At 73.4% G+C, this 16,925-nt stretch carries 12 protein-coding genes; 7 read left to right on the forward strand and 5 right to left on the reverse strand.

The window, feature by feature from the left end; translation table 11 throughout:
- Nucleotides 1-130 precede the first annotated feature (130 nt).
- Nucleotides 131-1,780, reverse strand: coding sequence for a M4 family metallopeptidase (locus ABZ923_RS20600; RefSeq protein ID WP_361473638.1), 1,650 nt, complete (start codon nucleotides 1,778-1,780; stop codon nucleotides 131-133).
- A 139-nt stretch (nucleotides 1,781-1,919) separates the two neighbouring features.
- Between ABZ923_RS20600 and ABZ923_RS20605 the strand changes: the two genes are divergently transcribed.
- Complete coding sequence (locus tag ABZ923_RS20605) at nucleotides 1,920-2,360, forward strand: gamma-glutamylcyclotransferase family protein (protein WP_361473641.1); 441 nt, start codon at nucleotides 1,920-1,922, stop codon at nucleotides 2,358-2,360.
- Between the two features lies 1 nt (nucleotide 2,361).
- Here ABZ923_RS20605 and ABZ923_RS20610 read toward each other — a convergent pair whose 3' ends face one another.
- The 3 genes from ABZ923_RS20610 to ABZ923_RS20620 all read right to left on the reverse strand — a co-directional run bounded on the left by ABZ923_RS20610 (nucleotide 2,362) and on the right by ABZ923_RS20620 (nucleotide 6,590).
- Nucleotides 2,362-3,243: an arylamine N-acetyltransferase gene (locus ABZ923_RS20610; protein WP_361473644.1), complete on the reverse strand. Its 882-nt coding sequence runs from the start codon at nucleotides 3,241-3,243 to the stop codon at nucleotides 2,362-2,364.
- Between the two features lie 56 nt (nucleotides 3,244-3,299).
- Entirely contained in the window at nucleotides 3,300-5,759 is a 2,460-nt protein-coding gene (locus tag ABZ923_RS20615) for a molybdopterin oxidoreductase family protein (RefSeq protein ID WP_361473647.1), read from the reverse strand.
- A gap of 153 nt (nucleotides 5,760-5,912) precedes the next feature.
- On the reverse strand, nucleotides 5,913-6,590 hold the full coding sequence (locus ABZ923_RS20620; protein ID WP_361473650.1) for an ElyC/SanA/YdcF family protein: 678 nt from the start codon (nucleotides 6,588-6,590) through the stop codon (nucleotides 5,913-5,915).
- A 155-nt stretch (nucleotides 6,591-6,745) separates the two neighbouring features.
- On the opposite strand from ABZ923_RS20620, the gene ABZ923_RS20625 reads away from it, so the two are divergent.
- From ABZ923_RS20625 to dnaG, 4 genes are all read left to right on the forward strand, one after another.
- Entirely contained in the window at nucleotides 6,746-7,534 is a 789-nt protein-coding gene (locus ABZ923_RS20625; RefSeq protein ID WP_361473652.1) for a sirohydrochlorin chelatase, read from the forward strand.
- 28 nt (nucleotides 7,535-7,562) lie between these two features.
- Nucleotides 7,563-8,837: a deoxyguanosinetriphosphate triphosphohydrolase gene (locus ABZ923_RS20630; protein ID WP_361473655.1), complete on the forward strand. Its 1,275-nt coding sequence runs from the start codon at nucleotides 7,563-7,565 to the stop codon at nucleotides 8,835-8,837.
- 103 nt (nucleotides 8,838-8,940) lie between these two features.
- Complete coding sequence (locus ABZ923_RS20635; protein ID WP_361473657.1) at nucleotides 8,941-10,206, forward strand: FAD-dependent oxidoreductase; 1,266 nt, start codon at nucleotides 8,941-8,943, stop codon at nucleotides 10,204-10,206.
- A 47-nt stretch (nucleotides 10,207-10,253) separates the two neighbouring features.
- The gene (dnaG, locus tag ABZ923_RS20640) at nucleotides 10,254-12,158 is read left to right on the forward strand and encodes a DNA primase (RefSeq protein ID WP_361473660.1); all 1,905 of its coding nucleotides are present in this window, start codon (nucleotides 10,254-10,256) and stop codon (nucleotides 12,156-12,158) included.
- A gap of 35 nt (nucleotides 12,159-12,193) precedes the next feature.
- On the opposite strand, the gene ABZ923_RS20645 is transcribed toward dnaG, so the two are convergent.
- The gene (locus ABZ923_RS20645) at nucleotides 12,194-15,172 is read right to left on the reverse strand and encodes a tetratricopeptide repeat protein (protein WP_361473663.1); all 2,979 of its coding nucleotides are present in this window, start codon (nucleotides 15,170-15,172) and stop codon (nucleotides 12,194-12,196) included.
- 184 nt (nucleotides 15,173-15,356) lie between these two features.
- Here ABZ923_RS20645 and ABZ923_RS20650 point away from each other — a divergent pair, with 184 nt between their 5' ends.
- A complete protein-coding gene (locus ABZ923_RS20650) occupies nucleotides 15,357-15,578 on the forward strand; it encodes a hypothetical protein (RefSeq protein WP_361473666.1) in 222 nt (73 codons plus the stop codon).
- 112 nt (nucleotides 15,579-15,690) lie between these two features.
- Nucleotides 15,691-16,905: an RNA polymerase sigma factor gene (locus ABZ923_RS20655; RefSeq protein ID WP_361473668.1), complete on the forward strand. Its 1,215-nt coding sequence runs from the start codon at nucleotides 15,691-15,693 to the stop codon at nucleotides 16,903-16,905.
- Nucleotides 16,906-16,925 lie beyond the last annotated feature (20 nt).

Here is a 16,925-nt window from a genome sequence, read left to right on the forward strand (position 1 = left end):
CCCGCGTGGGGGGGGAGGGGGCTGGGGGGGGTGGGGTGTGGCGGGGCGCGGGGCGCTCTCACGATCTCTCCCCCCCCCCCCGCGCCGCCCCGCGGGGGCGGGGGGCCCCCCGGCCGTGGCGCCGCTCGCGTCAGGTGACGTTGACCGCGCTCCAGGCGGCGGCCACGGCGTTGTACTCCGCGCTGCTCGCGCCGTAGAGGTCCTTGGCGGCGTTCAGCGTGGCCGTACGGGCGCCCTTGTAGTTCGTCGACGAGGTCATGTAGACCGTCAGCGCCCGGTACCAGATCCTGCCGACCTTGTCCCGGCCGATACCGGTGACCGCCGAGCCGTTGTACGTCGGCGAGTCGTAGCCGACGCCGTTGATGGTCTTCGCTCCGCTGCCCTCGGCGAGCAGGTAGGCGAAGTGGTTGGCGACGCCGGAGGAGTAGTGGACGTCGAGGTTGCCGACCGACGAGCTCCAGTAGTCGGCGGAACTGCCGTCCCTGGACGGCTTGTCCATGAAGCGCAGGGCCGCCTTGCCGAAGCCGGACTTCACGATCTTCTCGCCGATGAGGTAGTCACCGGTGTCGGAGGAGTTGTTCGCGTACCACTCCACCATCGTGCCGAGGATGTCGGAGGTGGCCTCGTTCAGGCCGCCGGACTCGCCGGAGTAGGTCAGCGCGGCGGTCTTCGACGTGACGCCGTGCGTCATCTCGTGCCCGGCGACGTCGAGGGCGACCAGCGGCCCGAAGGTGGTCCCGTCACCGTCGCCGTAGGTCATGCAGAAGCAACTGTCGTCCCAGAAGGCGTTGTTGTAGTTGTTGCCGTAGTGGACGCGGTTGTACGAGCCCTTGCCGTCGCCGGCGATGCCGTTGCGGCCGTGGACGTATCTGTAGTAGTCCCAGGTCTCGTTGGTGCCGTACTGGGCGTCGACGGCGGCCGAGGCGCGGTCCGCGGTGGTACCCGTGCCCCAGTGGTTGTCGGCGTCCGTGAACAGGGTCGCCGGGGCCCGGCTGAAGCAGATGCCGAAGAAGCACAGGTCGGTCTTGCCCTCGGCGTCACCGGTGTAGGTGTTGCCGCGGGTCGGGTCCTTCAGCTGGTACGACGACCCGGACTGGGTCGACTCCAGCGGCACCGTCCCGCCGTACAGGGACGCGCCGTCGCCGGTGGCCGTCTCGATGCTGTCCCAGGCGTCGATCTGCGCGCCGGTGCGGGCGTCGGTCAGCACGGTGCGGGCGACGGGGTTGCCCAGCGAGTCCAGGCCGGCGGCGTTGGTCCGCCAGGCCAGCCGGGGGCTGCCGTGCAGGGCGTCGACCACCAGCTCCGGCTTGGCCTTGACCTGCTTCAGCCGGTTGCCGAGGTTGGCAGCGCGCAGCGCGTTCACGGCGAGGCCGGCGGCCTGCGGGCCGGAGACCTTCGGGGTGACGGAGGGCACGGCGACGGCCTGCCGGGTGGCGCGGTCGGCGCTGCGGTAGGCGCCGTCCGGGGCCAGGTGGACGACGAAGTCGCCGCCAAGGACCGGCAGTTGCCGGTAGGTGCGGTCGTAGCGGACGTGCTGGGTGCCGTCCTTGTCCACGATCACGTCCCGGACGCTGGTGTCCTGGGCGGAGGTGAGGCCCAGGGTCGAGGCGTGGGCCAGCAGGGCCGACGCCGCGTTCTCGATCGCGGTGGCCCGGGTCGGTCTGCCGTCGGCGTGGGCGGCGGGGGAGAGGCTGACGGCCAGCAGGGTCGCGGTGGCGAAGGCGACACCGGCGGTGGCTGTGCGACGGGTTCCTCGGACGTGCTGCCGTATCCGGCTCATCTGTCTCCTCGGGGAGGCGCCAGGCTAGGCGTGGGGGTTGGCGCTCGTGTCACCGAGATTTAAGTGGCCATGACATGTCGTGTCCATAGCCACTTCATGGAGATGTGTGGGGAGCCGGCGGGGGTACAGAATCGTTTCCGTGATCGCCGAGGACCCCCGCGAGGACTTCCGCCCCCTGCCCTTCTTCGTCTACGGCACCCTGCGCCCCGGCGAGGCCAACCACGACCTCCTCCTGCGCGGCCGCACCCTCGCCGAGGAACCGGGGCACCTCACCGGCGCCGTGCTGTACGACGGCCCCGGCTACCCCTACGCCGTCGAGGAACCCGGCGGAACCGTGCGCGGGGAACTGGTGACCGCCCGGCCGGAGGCGTACGGGGAACTGCTCGCCGCGCTAGACCGGCTGGAGGAGTACGTGCCGGGCAACCCCCGCAACCTCTACGTCCGCGCGGCCCGGGACGTCGTACGCCTTGCCGGCGGCACCGTCCGGGCCTGGGTGTACCTCGCCGCCCCGCGGGTCGCCGCCCGGCTGCGGGCCACCGGCACCCGGATCGCGGACGGCGACTGGCTCTCCCGCCGCTGACTCAGCCCAGCAGGGTGAGCCCCTCGGGCACCTCGACGCCGAACTCCTCCGCGACCAGGCGCCGCGCCTCCGACTCGTCCGTCAGCGTCCGCTCGGTCACCGTGCCGTCGGCGAGCGTCTCGGTGAACCGGGCGCCGTCCAGGGCGAGATGGCGACCGGCGGTGGTCCGCTGGAGGCAGGGGCGGCGGGTGAAGGGGGAGCGCGGGTGGGTGCCGACGAACCAGTTGAACACCTCGAAGTCGGCCGGGGCGAAGGGTTCCTGCGTGAACGCGTACTGACCGGACCAGCCGCCGTCCGCCGCGTACGCCTGCAACTCCCACAGCTCCAGCGGCCCTTCGTGGGGCAGCCGCACCAGCCGGTGCTGGCGCCCGGCGCCCTCGAACTCGGTGCCGGTCACCAGCGGCACCGGCAGCAGCAGCGCGCCGACCGCGCCGAAGCCGACGTCCGCCAGCCACGGTTGCGGCTCGCCCGCCACCTCGACCCGGAGCATCGCGTGCGTCCGGGGCCGGCTCTCCGGGGTCCTGGCGCCCACCACCACCCGGCCGGCCAGCGGGGTCACCCGGAAGCCGAGCGCTTCCAGCGCCAGCCGCAGGAGGGTGTTGTGCTCGTAGCAGTAGCCGCCGCGCCGGCCGTGGACCATCTTCGCCATCAGCTCGGCGGGCGCCAGGGAGGGGGCCGCGCCCCGCACCGGGTCCAGGTTCTCGAACGGCAGCGACAGCGCGTGCGCCAGGTGCACGCCGCGCAGGGTGGCCAGGTCGGCCCGCCGCTCGCCCTTCCAGCCGATGCGGTCCAGGTAGGCGTCCAGGTCGTACGGCTCGCCCTGTCCGCCCTGTCCGCCCTGTCCGCCCTGTCCGTTCCGTGCGGTCTGCTCGATGTCGGCCATGTACCGAACCTATGCGAACCCCGCCGGCCGTGCCGCGTCCGGCGGACCGAACCGCGCTACTTCCCTGGCCCCAGGACCTCCACCCGCACCGCGCACGACTTGAACTCCGGCATCCGGGACGTCGGGTCCAGGGCCGGGTTGGTGAGCGTGTTGGCGCGGCCCTCGCCCGGCCAGTGGAACGGCATGAAGACGGTGTCCGGCCGGATGGCAGTGGTGATCCGCGCCGGCGCCACGGCCCGGCCGCGCCGGGACACCACCGCCACCCGGTCGCCCTCCGCCGCGCCCAGCCGGGCCGCGAGCCGCGGATGCAACTCCACGAACGGCCCGGGCGCCGCCGTGTTCAGCTCCGCCACCCGCCGGGTCTGCGCCCCCGACTGGTACTGCGCCACCACCCGCCCGGTGGTCAGCAGCAACGGATACTCCCCGTCCGGCTCCTCCGCCGTCCCCCGGTACACCACCGACACGAACCGCGCCCGCCCGTCAGGCGTGGCGAACCGGTCGAGGAACAGCCGGGGGGTACCGGGGTGCACGGGCGGCACGCCGTCGCCGCGACCACCGTCCACCGCGGGACGGCCGTCCAGCGCGTCGGGCGTATCGGCGTCCGCCGCCGGGTCGTCGGGCAGCGCGTCCAGGGCCGCGTCCTCGCCGTCACCCCCGACGGAGTCACCGAGCCCGCCCGCGACGCCGGCTCCCGCACCCGACGCCGTACCGGCCTCGGCGGCGGGAGCCCCGCCCGTCTCCGTGCGCGTCGCCGCGCCCGCGACTCGGTCCCCGGCTCCGGCAGTGGCTCCGGCCGCGGTCGCACCGGGGATTCCCGCCGCGCTCCCGCTCCCGGTTCCCGCTGCACCCCCGACCCCGGCTTCCACCACGGCCCCGCCCGGCCCGCCGCCGTCGGTTCCCGGGCCCGCCGGCTCCTCCGGGCAAGGCCAGAAGACGCCGTTCTCCTCCGCCAGGCGGCGGTAGGTGATGCCGGAGTAGTCGGCGGGGCCGCCGGCGCTGGCGCGGCGGAGTTCTTCGAAGACCTCCTCGGGGTCGGTCGGGAAGCCCTTCTCCACGCCGAGCCGGTCGGCCAGCTCGTGCAGGACGTGGAGGTCGCTGTGGACACCGGGCGGGGGAGCGACCGCCCGGCGGCGCAGCAGCACGCGGCCCTCCAGACTGGTCGTCGTGCCCGTCTCCTCCGCCCACTGGGTGACCGGCAGCACGACGTCCGCCAGCTCCGCCGTCTCGGACAGCACGACGTCGGCCACGGCGAGGAAGTCCAGCGAGCGCAGGCGCTGCTCGACGTGGGCCGCACGCGGGGCCGACACCACCGGGTTGGAGCCCATCAGCAGCAGCGCCCGGACGTCCGTACCGAGGGCGTCGAGGAGTTCGTACGCGCTGCGCCCGGGCCCGGGCAGACTGTCCGGGTCCACGCCCCACACGCCGGCCACGTGCGCCCGCGCCGCCGGGTCGTCCAGCTTGCGGTACCCGGGCAACTGGTCGGCCTTCTGGCCGTGTTCGCGTCCGCCCTGCCCGTTGCCCTGCCCGGTCAGGCAGCCGTACCCGGACAGCGGGCGGCCCGCCCGGCCGGTGGCCAGGCACAGGTTGATCCAGGCGCCCACCGTGTCCGTGCCCTGGGACTGCTGCTCCGGCCCGCGCGCGGTGAGCACCATCGCCGCCTCCGGCTCGCAGAACATCCGTACCGCCCGGCGCAGTTGCGGCACCGGCACCCCGGTGATCCGCTCCACGTACTCCGGCCAGTGCGCCATCGCCGCGGCCCTGGCCTCCTCCCAGCCGGTGGTCCGCTCCCGGATGTACTCCTCGTCCGTGCGTCCCTCGGCCACCACCAGGTGCAGCAGGCCGAGCGCGAGCGCGAGATCGGTGCCGGGCCGGGGCGCGAGGTGCAGGTCTGCCTGCTCGGCGGTCCTGGTCCGGCGCGGGTCGACGACGATCAGCGTGCCGCCGTTCTCCCGCAGCTCGGTGAAGAACCGCAGCGACGGCGGCATGGTCTCGGCCGGATTGGACCCCACCAGGATCACGCACCCGGTCTTCGGGATGTCCTCCAGCGGGAACGGCAGCCCCCGGTCCAGACCGAACGCCTTCGTGCCGGCCGCCGCGGCCGACGACATGCAGAACCGGCCGTTGTAGTCGATCTGCGAGGTGCCCAGCACCACCCGCGCGAACTTGCCGAGCGTGTACGCCTTCTCGTTGGTCAGCCCGCCCCCGCCGAACACCCCGAGCGCGTCCGCGCCGTACCGCTCCCGGGTCGCCGAGAGCCGCTCGGCGATCCGGTCCAGCGCCTCGGTCCAGCTCGCCTCGACCAGCCGGCCGCCCTCCCGCACCAGCGGCGCGGTCAGCCGTACCGCCGGGGACAGCACCTGTGCCGCCGTACGGCCCTTGCCGCACAGCGCGCCCCGGTTGACGGGGAAGTCCGGACGCTCGGTGACCTCGACGCCCCCCTGGGGCAGGGGCGTGATGTTCATCCCGCACTGCAAGGCGCAGTACGGGCAGTGGGTGGGCGTCGAGGTGTTCTCCATACCGCCCAGCGTGCGTCCGGCGTGTTACGACCCCGTGTCGCATCCGGTTACACCCCCGGCACGGCGACCTCCCCGCGCCGCCCCGCCCGCCGTGAGGCCGCCGTCACCGCAGGCCGTCACCGCAGGCCGTCACGGCACGCCGCAACCGCACGCTCACCGCCCGGCGGCCAGCGCCCGCGCCACCCCCGGCTCCTTCGGCCCCAGGAACCGCGGGTCCGGCCGGAACACCGCGTCCAGGGCCGCCTTGCCCGCCGCGAACACCTCGCGCGTCCCGCCGTAGTACCAGGTCACGTCGTGTTTCGCGTCGACCCCGACGCCGTACGAGTCCACCCCCGCCGCCTCGCACAGCGCCACCGCCCGCCGGATGTGGAAGCCCTGGCTGATCAGCACCGCCCGGTGCACCCCGAAGATCCTCCTGGCCCGGACACAGGAGTCCCAGGTGTCGAACCCGGCGTAGTCGCTGACGATCCGCGCGTCCGGCACGCCGTGCCGCGTGAGGTACGCGCGCATGGCGTCCGGCTCGTCGTAGTCCTCCCGGCTGTTGTCCCCGGTGACCAGGACCACCTTGATCCGCCCCGCCCGGTACAGCTTCGCCGCCGCGTCCAGCCGGTGCGCGAGGTACGGCGACGGCTCGCCCTGCCACAGCCCGGCCCCGAACACCACCGCGACATCGGTGCGCGGCGCGTCCGCCGTCGTCCGCAGCCGGTCCGCCGTGGACACGTACAGCCAGGTCGCCGGCAGCAGCGCCAGCACGCACCCGGCCACCACGGCCTGCACCAGCCGCCGCTGCCCGGCCCGCGTGCGCGGCCACCGCGGTCGACGGATCTTCATACGGTCCCCCCCAGTGATCGCCTCCGACCAGGGAGGACGCCGGGGACGGCGGTCCGGTTCGCCTCACATCGTGCATCCGTACGCGGTGAACCCACGGTAAATACCCGTGACGGCCGCGCAACGGGCCCGCAACGTCTCCCGGTCAGGATCCTTCCATGACGGCGTCCACCCCACCCCGCACCCGCAGCCGGCCGGTCTCCCCGCTCGGCCGCCGCCGCCCGGCCCCGCCCGCCCTCGTGCTGGTCGCCCACGGCAGCCGCGACCCGCGGGCGCTCACCACCGTGCGGGCCCTCATGGCCCGGGTCCGCGAGCTGCGTCCCGGCGTCCCCGTCCACCTGGGGCACATCGAGCTGAACGAACCCCTGCTCCCCGACACCCTCGCCGCGCTCGGTGACACCCCCGCCGTCCTCGTCCCGCTCCTCCTCAGCCGCGGCTACCACGTCAAGCACGACATCCCGGAGATGGCCGGCGCCGCACGCGCGCGCACCCGCCTGGCCGCCCCGCTGGGCCCGCACCCCCTCCTCGCCGAGGCCCTGCACGCCCGCCTGGCCGAGTCCGGCTGGCCCTCCGGGACGGACGACACCGCCCGCCGCTCGATGGCGGTCGTCCTCGCCGCGGCCGGTTCCCGTGACCCCGACTCGGCCACCGACACCCGTCGCACGGCCCGCCTGCTGTCCGCCCGGCTGGGCGTCCCGGTGATCCCCGCGTACGCCTCGGCGGCGACGCCGACGGTGGCGACGGCGCTGCGCCTGCTGGCGGCGAGGGGACGCCACAGAGTGGCGGTGGCCTCCTGCTTCACGGCCCCCGGCCGCTTCGCGACCCAGTGCGCGGGGACGGCGCCGTGGATCGCCTCGGCCCCCCTGGGCGCCCACGACGCGATGGCCCGCCTGGTCCTGCACCGCTACGACCAGAGCCTGGGGGCAGCGTCGGCCGAAGCCGCCTGAGGGACGCGGGGTGGCTTAGTGTCGACCCATGGAAGGCACCGCACTCTCCACGGCATACGGCCCGGCGTCAGTCGACCGCTGGGTCCCCGAACCCGACAAACGCCCGGGCCGCACAGCCTTCCAGCGCGACCGCGCCCGCATCCTGCACTCGGCCGCCCTGCGCCGCCTCGCCGGCAAGACGCAGGTCGTCACCCCGGGGACGCACCACCAGGCGTGGGACCCCAGCCCCCGCACCCGCCTCACCCACTCCCTCGAATGCGCCCAGGTCGGCCGGGAGCTGGGCGCCGCCCTCGGCTGTGACCCGGACCTGGTCGAGGCGGCCTGCCTCGCCCACGACCTCGGTCATCCCCCCTTCGGCCACAACGGCGAAACCGCGCTGAACGAGTTCGCCGACGACTGCGGCGGCTTCGAGGGCAACGCCCAGTCCCTCAGGCTCCTCACCCGGATCGAGCCCAAGCGGTTCACCGAGGACGGCTCCGTCGGCCTGAACCTCACCCGCGCCACCCTGGACGCCGCCACCAAGTACCCGTGGCCGCGCGGCGGGCACCCCGCCGACCCCCACTCGCGGAAGTTCGGCGTGTACGAGGACGACCGTCCGGTGTTCGACTGGGTCCGCGCCCACGCCCCCGGCACCCGCACCTGCTTCGAGGCGCAGGTCATGGACTGGTCCGACGACGTCGCCTACTCGGTGCACGACGTCGAGGACGGTCTGCACGCCGGCCACATCGACCCCAACTGCCTGCACGCCGAGCCGGAACGGCAGGCGGTGTTCCAGGTCGCCGTCGGCCGGTACGTCCCCGCGGACACCGACCCGGCCGAACTCGCCGCCGCCCTGGACCGCCTCCAGGAGGAGGAGTGGTGGCCGCACGGCTACGACGGCAGCGCGGTCGCCCAGGCCCGGCTGAAGGACGCCACCAGCCAGCTCATCGGCCGCTTCTGCCTGGCCGCCGAGGGCGCCACGCGCAGCGTGTACGGGACCGGCCGGCTCACCCGCTACGCCGCCGGACTCGTCGTACCCCGCGAGACCCGCATGGAGTGCGCGGTGCTCAAGGCGGTCGCGGACCGGTACGTGATGCAGCGGGCCGAGCAGGAGCGGCTGCGCGCCGACCAGCGGGTGATCGTCGCCGAGCTGGCCGAGGCGCTGACCGCCCGCGCGCCCGACGGCCTGGACCCGCAGTTCCGGGCGCTGTTCGACGCGGCGGACGACGACCGGGCGCGCAAGCGGGTGATCGTGGACCAGATCGCCTCCCTCACCGACGCCTCCGCGCTCTCGCTGCACGCGAGACTTACGGGGCATATGTGAGAGGAACATGACCCTCCGTGGCCTGATCGGGTCACACCCTCTTCCCGCATCACGCTGCGTGCGGGACGCTCGCATGTGGCGGCACCCCCAGAGGAGGCATCAAGTGGTCGACGCGGATCAGACATTCGTCATCGTCGGAGGCGGTCTCGCCGGTGCGAAGGCGGCCGAGACGCTCCGCGCGGAGGGCTTCAGCGGCCGGGTGATACTGATCTGCGACGAACGCGACCACCCGTACGAGCGCCCGCCGTTGTCCAAGGGCTATCTGCTCGGCAAGGAGGAGCGCGACAGCGTCTTCGTGCACGAGCCGGCCTGGTACGCGCGCAACGACGTCGAGCTGCACCTCGGCCAGACCGTGGACCGCATCGACCGCGCGGCGAAGACGGTCCGCTTCGGTGACGACGGCACGCTCGTCCGCTACGACAAGCTGCTGCTGGTCACCGGCGCCGAGCCGCGCCGCCTGGACATCCCCGGCACCGGCCTGGCGGGCGTCCACCACCTGCGCCGCCTCGCGCACGCCGAGCGTCTCAAGGGCGTCCTGCACCACCTCGGCCAGGAGAACGGGCACCTGGTGATCGCGGGCGCCGGCTGGATCGGCCTGGAGGTCGCGGCGGCGGCCCGCGAGTACGGCGCCGAGGTCACGGTGATCGAACCGGAGCCGACCCCGCTGCACGGCGTCCTCGGCCCCGAGCTGGGCAACGTCTTCGCCCAGCTGCACCGCGAGCACGGCGTCCGCTTCCGCTTCGGCGTGCGGCTCACCGAGATCGTCGGCCAGGACGGCGTGGTCCTCGCGGCCCGCACGGACGACGGCGAGGAGCACCCGGCGCACGACGTCCTCGCCGCGATCGGCGCCGCCCCGCGGACCGCCCTCGCCGAGGCGGCGGGGCTGGAGATCGCCGACCGGGCGCACGGCGGCGGCATCGTCGTCGACGAACGGCTGCGCACCTCCGACCCCGACATCTACGCGGCCGGCGACGTGGCGTCCTTCCCGCTCGGCCTCTTCGACGCCCGGCTGCGGGTGGAGCACTGGGCGAACGCCCTGAACGGCGGTCCGGCCGCGGCGCGCGCGATGCTCGGCCAGGAGGTCGTCTACGACCGCGTGCCGTACTTCTTCACCGACCAGTACGACCTGGGCATGGAGTACAGCGGCTGGGCGCCGCCGGGGTCGTACGACGAGGTGGTGATCCGCGGCGACGCCGGGAAGCGGGAGTTCATCGCGTTCTGGGTGCGGGAGGGACGCGTGCTGGCCGGGATGAACGTGAACGTGTGGGATGTCACAGAGCACATCCAGAACCTGATCCGTTCCCGGGCCCGGGTGAACATCGAGGCGCTCTCCGACCCGCACGTCCCCCTCGACAGCCTCACCTCGTGACCTCCGCGGGCACCGGGACTGTCACCGCACCCCCGTAGAATTCACGCGTGGCAGGACGGATCAACGACGAGGACGTGAAGGCGGTACGGGACGCGGTCCCGATCGACGCCGTGGTCTCCGAGTACCTCCAGCTGCGCAACGCGGGCGGCGGCAACCTCAAGGGGCTGTGCCCGTTCCACGACGAGAAGTCGCCGTCCTTCCAGGTCAGCCCGAGCAAGGGACTGTTCCACTGCTTCGGCTGCCAGGAGGGCGGCGACACCATCACCTTCGTGATGAAGGTGGACCACCTCTCCTTCTCGGAGGCGGTCGAGCGGCTGGCCGCACAGGCCGGCATCACGCTGCGGTACGAGGAGGGCGGGTACAACCCGGCGCACCAGCGCGGCGAACGCATCCGCCTGGTCGAGGCCCACAAGATCGCCGCGCAGTGGTACGCCGAGCAGCTGGCCACCAGCCCCGAGGCCGAGACCGGCCGGATCTTCCTCGCCGAGCGCGGCTTCGACCAGGCCGCCGCCGTCCACTTCGGCGTCGGCTACAGCCCCCAGGGCTGGGACCACCTCACCCGCTACCTGCGCGGCAAGGGCTTCACCGACAAGGAGCTGGTCCTCTCCGGCCTGTCCCAGGAGGGCCGCCGGGGCCCCATCGACCGGTTCCGGGGCCGCCTGATGTGGCCCATCCGGGACATCGGCGGCGAGGTCGTCGGCTTCGGCGCCCGCAAGCTGTACGAGGCGGACAACGGCCCGAAGTACCTCAACACCCCCGAGACGGCGATCTACAAGAAGAGCCAGGTGCTGTACGGCATCGACCTGGCGAAGAAGGAGATCGCCAAGGCCAGCCGGGCGGTGGTGGTCGAGGGTTACACGGACGTCATGGCCTGCCACCTCGCCGGGGTGACCACCGCCATCGCCACCTGCGGTACGGCCTTCGGCGGCGAGCACATCAAGATCCTCCGCCGCCTCCTCATGGACAACGGCTCGGCCCGTGTGATCTTCACCTTCGACGGCGACGCGGCCGGGCAGAAGGCAGCCCTGCGCGCCTTCGAGGACGACCAGAAGTTCGCCGCCGAGACCTACATCGCGATCGCGCCCGACGGCATGGACCCCTGCGACCTGCGGCTGGCCAAGGGCGACGAGGCGGTCGCCGACCTGGTCGAACCCCGCACCCCGCTCTTCGAGTTCGCGCTCCGCCAGATCGTGAGCCGGTACGACCTGGACACCCCGGCCGGCCGGGCCGCCGCCCTGGACGAGGCCGCCCCGATCGTCGCCAAGATCAAGAACAGCGGCGCCCAGCATGAGGTCGCCGTCGAACTGGCCGGCATGCTCGGTATCCTCGACACCCAGTTCGTCGTCCGCCGGGTCGCCCAGCTGGCCCGCTGGAACCGCGAGGGCAAGGGCCCGCAGCAGCAGGGCCGGTCCCGGCAGGCCGAGCACCAGTGGACCGAGGCGCCGCGCCCCGCCGGCTCCGGTCCGGCGCTGACCCTGCGCAACCCGGTCTTCGCCGCCGAACGCGAACTGCTCAAACTCGCCCTCCAGCGCCCCGAACTGGTCTCCCCGGCCTTCGACGCCTACGGCATGGACGAGTTCACGGCCCCGCCCTACGCCGCCGTACGCCGGGCCATCGCGGAGGCGGGCGGCGCCGAGTACGGCGTCCCGGACCCGCAGGAGTACCTGGTCCGCGTCCGCGAGGCCGCACCGGACGACACGGTCCGCGCGATGGTCACCGAGCTGGCCGTCGAACCGATCCTGCGCCGCACGGTCGACGAGACGTACGCCGGTACGGTCCTCGTGCAGATCCGCCGCCGCGCCGTCGAGCGCCGCATCCGCGACATCCAGTCCCAGATGACCCGCCTCGCCACCACCGGCGACCCCGCCCAGCTGGCCGCCGTCCAGAACGAGCTGTGGGTCCTCCAGCAGTACGACCAGGCCCTCCGGGAACGGGGCGCGGAGGCGCTGTAGGGCAGGCCTGAGGGGAATCGCCGGGGAATCCTCGCCTACGGTCCGGTCGGCGGAGCGGCGTTCCCGGTCGCCTCGGCCAGCCTGCGCCGCACGTGCACGGTGTGCGGGTGGTCGGCGCCGAGGGTCTCCTCCGCCAGCAGCGCGGCCTGTCGCTGCACGGCCAGGCCCTCTTCCCGCTCGCCCAGGGCGAGCAGGGTCTGGGCGAGGTTGTGCAGGCGGATCGCGAGATCCGGGCTCTGCTCGCCGAGCTGGGCCCTGGTGGTCTCCACGGCCCGCCGAGCGTACGGCAGCGCCCTTTCGTACCGGCCGAGCCGGTGCAGCGAGTAGACCAGGTTGCTGGCGTAGTTCGCGGTGACCGGATGTCCCGGGGGCAGGGCTTTCTCAGCCACGGCCAGTGCCCGTTCCCGACGGGGGAGCGCCTCCTCGTGCAGGCCGAGTTCGTCGAGGACCGCGCCCAGGTTGTTGACGTAGACGGCGTAGTCGGCGTGTTCCTCGCCGAGCGAGGCCTCGGCCACGGCCACGGCCTGCTCCGCCTGCGCCAGCGCTTCTTCCAGGCGCCCCGCCCGGCGCAGTGACTGGCTCAGGTTGCTCAGCCGCAGCGCGGTGTCGGGGTTCCCGTCGCCGAGGTGGGCCCGCGTGACGGCCAGGGCGGCCTCGTCCAGCGGCAGTGCCCTGTCGTACGCGCCCAGCTTGGTGTACGCCCGGGCGAGGTTGCCCAGATGCACGGCCGTGGCGGGGTGGTCGGGTCCGTACACGGCCCGGGTGATCCGCAGCGCCTCCTCCGCGTGCCGCGCAGCGTCGTCGTACTGCCCGAGGCTGATGAGGGTCTGGGCCAGGTTGCCCCTGCGCAGAGCGGTGTCGGGGTGCTCCGGACCGAAGGTGTCACAGGTGAGGCGCAAGGCGCTCCGCTCCAGTTCCAGGGCTTTCCCGTACTGCCCGAGCGCGCTGTGCACGGCGGCCAGGTTGCCCATGCGCACCACCGTGTCCGGGTGGTCCTCGCCCCGGCTCGCGCGAGTGATGGCCAGGGCGTCCTGTTCCAGGTGGAGGGCTTCCTCGTACCAGCCGAGGTCGCAGTACACGGCGGCCAGGTTGCACATGCGCAGGGCGGTGTCCGGGTGGGCGTCACCGTGCTCGGCGCTGGTCAGCAGCAGGGCGTCCTCCGCCAGTGCGGCGGCCTCCCGGCGCCGGCCCAGTCCGTGCAGGGTGCTCGCCAGGTTGCCGAGGGGTCCCGCGGTGGCCGGGTGACCGCGACCGTGCACGGCCTCCGCGATCTCCAGCGCCGTGCGCTGGAGCGGCTCGGCCTCCGCGTACCGGCCTGCCGCGTGGAGGGTCGCCGCGTAGTTGCCCAGATGGATCCCCGTGGTGTGATGCCGTGAGCCGTGGGTTCTCTCGGCGATCAGCCAGGCGCGTTCCTGGAGCCGCAGGGCCGGTTCCGGATGGCCGCTTGCGCTCAGGTAGCCGCCTGTCCGGCTCAGCAGCGTCGCAAGGCACGGGTGCGGGTTGCGGTCGTCCAGGTGGGAGGCCACGGCCTGGACGTGTGGCTCCAGCTGCTTCCAGCGCGGCCAGTCCGTCACCTCTGCCGGGTCACCGGCCGGTGCCGACCGTTCGAGCCAGGTGAGGGCGGTGTGGCACGGGTGCTCCGCCGCACCGGCCGGCGGGCGCGTCGGCACCGTCGTGGTGCGCAGCACCGCCTGGAGCAGCCGGTGCACGGAGACGTCCGCGGTGGTGAGGGTGATCAGGCTGTAGGCGGCCAGGACGCCCAGGGCCCGGTCGACGCGCAGCGGGGTGGGCAGCGCGTCGGCCAGTACGTCCCGGGGCAGGGGCACCGGTGCGCAGTACGCCAGCACGCTCAGCAGTTCCACGACGTCCGGGCTGGTCTCCCGCAGGGTGTCGAGGGTGACGTGCCACAGACGGGCGATGGTGCGCTGCTGTGCGTCGCCCGGGACCGGTTCCGCCAGCATGGTCGCCGGATCACCGCGCAGGTAGGAGAGATAGGCAGCGGGCTCGATCTGCGTCTGCGCCAGGTAGGCGCCGGCCTGCTGGAGTGCCAGGGGCAGTCCGCCCAGTGCGTCGGCGAGTCGGGTCAGCTCCTTCGTCGCCTCGCCCGCCGGGATCTCCGCCACTTCCCGGAGCACGGTCACGGCCTGGTCCGGCGGGAGGGTGCCGAGGCGCAGGAAGGTGCCGTGCCGCTGCCAGGCCAGGTCGCGCCGGGTGGTGATCACGACCTGCCCGGTCATCAGGCTGCCGAGGAAGGGGCGCAGGTCGGCCGGGTCCTCGGCGTTGTCGAAGACGATCAGCCACCCGGTGCGGCCCTGCAGCCAGGCCACCGCCCGTGCGGCCGCGTCCGGGTCCGTCGGTGTGCTCCCGGTATCCGGCTCCAGCGCCCTGGCCAGTGCGGCCAGTCCGGCCCTGATCTGGTCGGGGCTCTCCGCGTCGACCCACCAGACCGGCCCCCGCCCGGCCGTCAGATGGCGTCGGGCGTGCCGCAGCACCAGGGTCGACTTGCCCACTCCGCCCATGCCCAGCACCGTCACGGCCGTCAGCCCGCTGCCGGTCGACGGAAGTTTCCGGAGCAGTTGCATCTCCTCCGTGCGCCCCAGGAACACCCCGCTGTCCAGGTCCCGCAGATTGTGGAGGGAGGTCGTCCGGTCCCCGGTGGACGGCTGCTCGCCGTCGCCGCTGCCACCGTGCCCGGCGCGCCACAGCGCGACGGCCCGGTGCCGGGTGGCCCACACGTCCGGGCTGAGCAGGTGACGGTCCGCCGGGGCGATGTCGGTCCCGGCCTCGGCGAGGGCCGCGCCCAGCACCTCGATCAGCCTGAGGAACGCATGCTCCTGCTTGGGGAAGCGGTTGCCCCTGAACCATTCGCCGACGGTGGTCGGTGTCAGTCGCGCCGACCGTGCCAGGGAGCGCAGGGACCGCCGGGCGGACAGGTGGTCGTCGAAGAGCTTTCCCAGCAGGCCCAGATCACGGAAGAACTCCTCCTCCACGGCATCGCGACGTCCGACCGACATGCCCCCGCCCCCGTCCGGTGTCCAGCTGTCCAGAACCCCCTGCTGGACGTGGCTCGCAGCCTAGGCACCGAACAGCCCCTTCATGACGGGAACCGTCCAAGTCGTCACGGACCGTTGCTGGACACCCTCGCCGGCGCGGACCGTAGGGCCTCGCACAGGCCACGGACACCCACAGGGGGAAGCGATGACGACGACGGCCATCTGGCGCGACATCCTCGACGGAGCCACCGGCTGGCTCGGCCGGGCCGGCACCGTGGGACTGGTGGTGTTCCTGCTCCTGTACGTCGGTGTGGTGCTGCCGGCGGTCTGGTCGGCCCGGCCGTACCGCCGTACCGCTGCCCGGCAGGTCCTGACCGCCCTGCTGAACGCCCTGCAGGCACTGGTGCGCGGGACCCGCCCGCGGTGACAACGGCCCGGACGGCAGCCGCAGTTGCCGGTCGCATAGTCCGACGGCCCGGGTAACCGGCCCGTGACGAGGCGGACGCAAAAAGTCACCGCACGACCCTCGTGGCGGGCTTGTGTCGTACTCCACACTGGGGGCGGTGCCCGAGCCTCGGAGCGCACGCTGCCGCACACCTTCAGCAGCGATCATCCTGGAGGTCGCCCCCGTGCAGACCCAGACCCTCACCCAGACCGTCAGCAGCACCAGCGCCACCAGCACCACCGCGGACGAGCCGGACGCGGAGACGGACGTCCTCATGGCCGTGCCCCCGCAGAGCCGTGCGGCCCTGCATCCCGAGGCGGAGCCGCCCGCCGACGCGCTCGTGGACGAACCCGGGGAACCCGTCGAGGTGCCGGTCGCCGCCCGGGCCGAGTCCGGCGGCCCCTCCGCGGACCTGTTCCGCCAGTACCTGCGCGAGATCGGCCGTATCCCGCTGCTCACCGCGGCCGAGGAGGTGGAACTCGCCCGCCGGGTGGAGGCCGGCCTGTTCGCGGAGGAGAAGCTGGGCAGCACCCCCGACCTGGACAGCGAACTGGCCCTCGACCTGGACCGGCTCGTCGTCATGGGCCGCGTCGCCAAGCGCCGACTCATCGAGGCCAACCTGCGGCTCGTCGTCTCCGTGGCCAAACGGTACGTCGGCCGCGGGCTGACCATGCTCGACCTGGTCCAGGAGGGCAACCTCGGGCTCATCCGGGCCGTGGAGAAGTTCGACTACGCGCGCGGCTACAAGTTCTCCACCTACGCCACCTGGTGGATCCGGCAGGCCATGAGCCGGGCGCTGGCCGACCAGGCCCGCACCATCCGGGTCCCCGTCCACGTCGTGGAGCTGATCAACCGGGTCGTCCGCGTCCAGCGCCGGATGCTCCAGGAGCGCGGCTACGAGCCGACCGCCGAGGAGGTCGGCGCCCACCTGGACCTGCCGCCCGAGCGGGTCGGCGAGGTGCTGCGCCTGGCCCAGGAACCGGTGTCGCTGCACGCCCCGGTCGGCGAGGAGGACGACGTCGCCCTCGGCGACCTCATCGAGGACGGCGACGCCGCGAGCCCCGTGGAGTCGGCCGCGTTCCTGCTGCTGCGCGAGCACCTGGAAGCGGTGCTGTCCACGCTGGGGGAGCGCGAGCGCAGGGTCGTCCAGCTCCGGTACGGCCTGGTCGACGGCCGCCCGCGCACGCTGGAGGAGATCGGCCGCATCTTCGGCGTGACACGGGAGCGGATACGGCAGATCGAGTCCAAGACCCTCAACAAGCTCCGCGACCACGCGTTCGCGGACCAGCTGAGGGGCTACCTGGACTGACGGCGCCTGCCGTACGGACA

It is taken from the genome of Streptomyces sp. NPDC046881, assembly GCF_040645015.1.
In the GTDB taxonomy this organism is placed as follows: Bacteria; Actinomycetota; Actinomycetes; order Streptomycetales; family Streptomycetaceae; genus Streptomyces.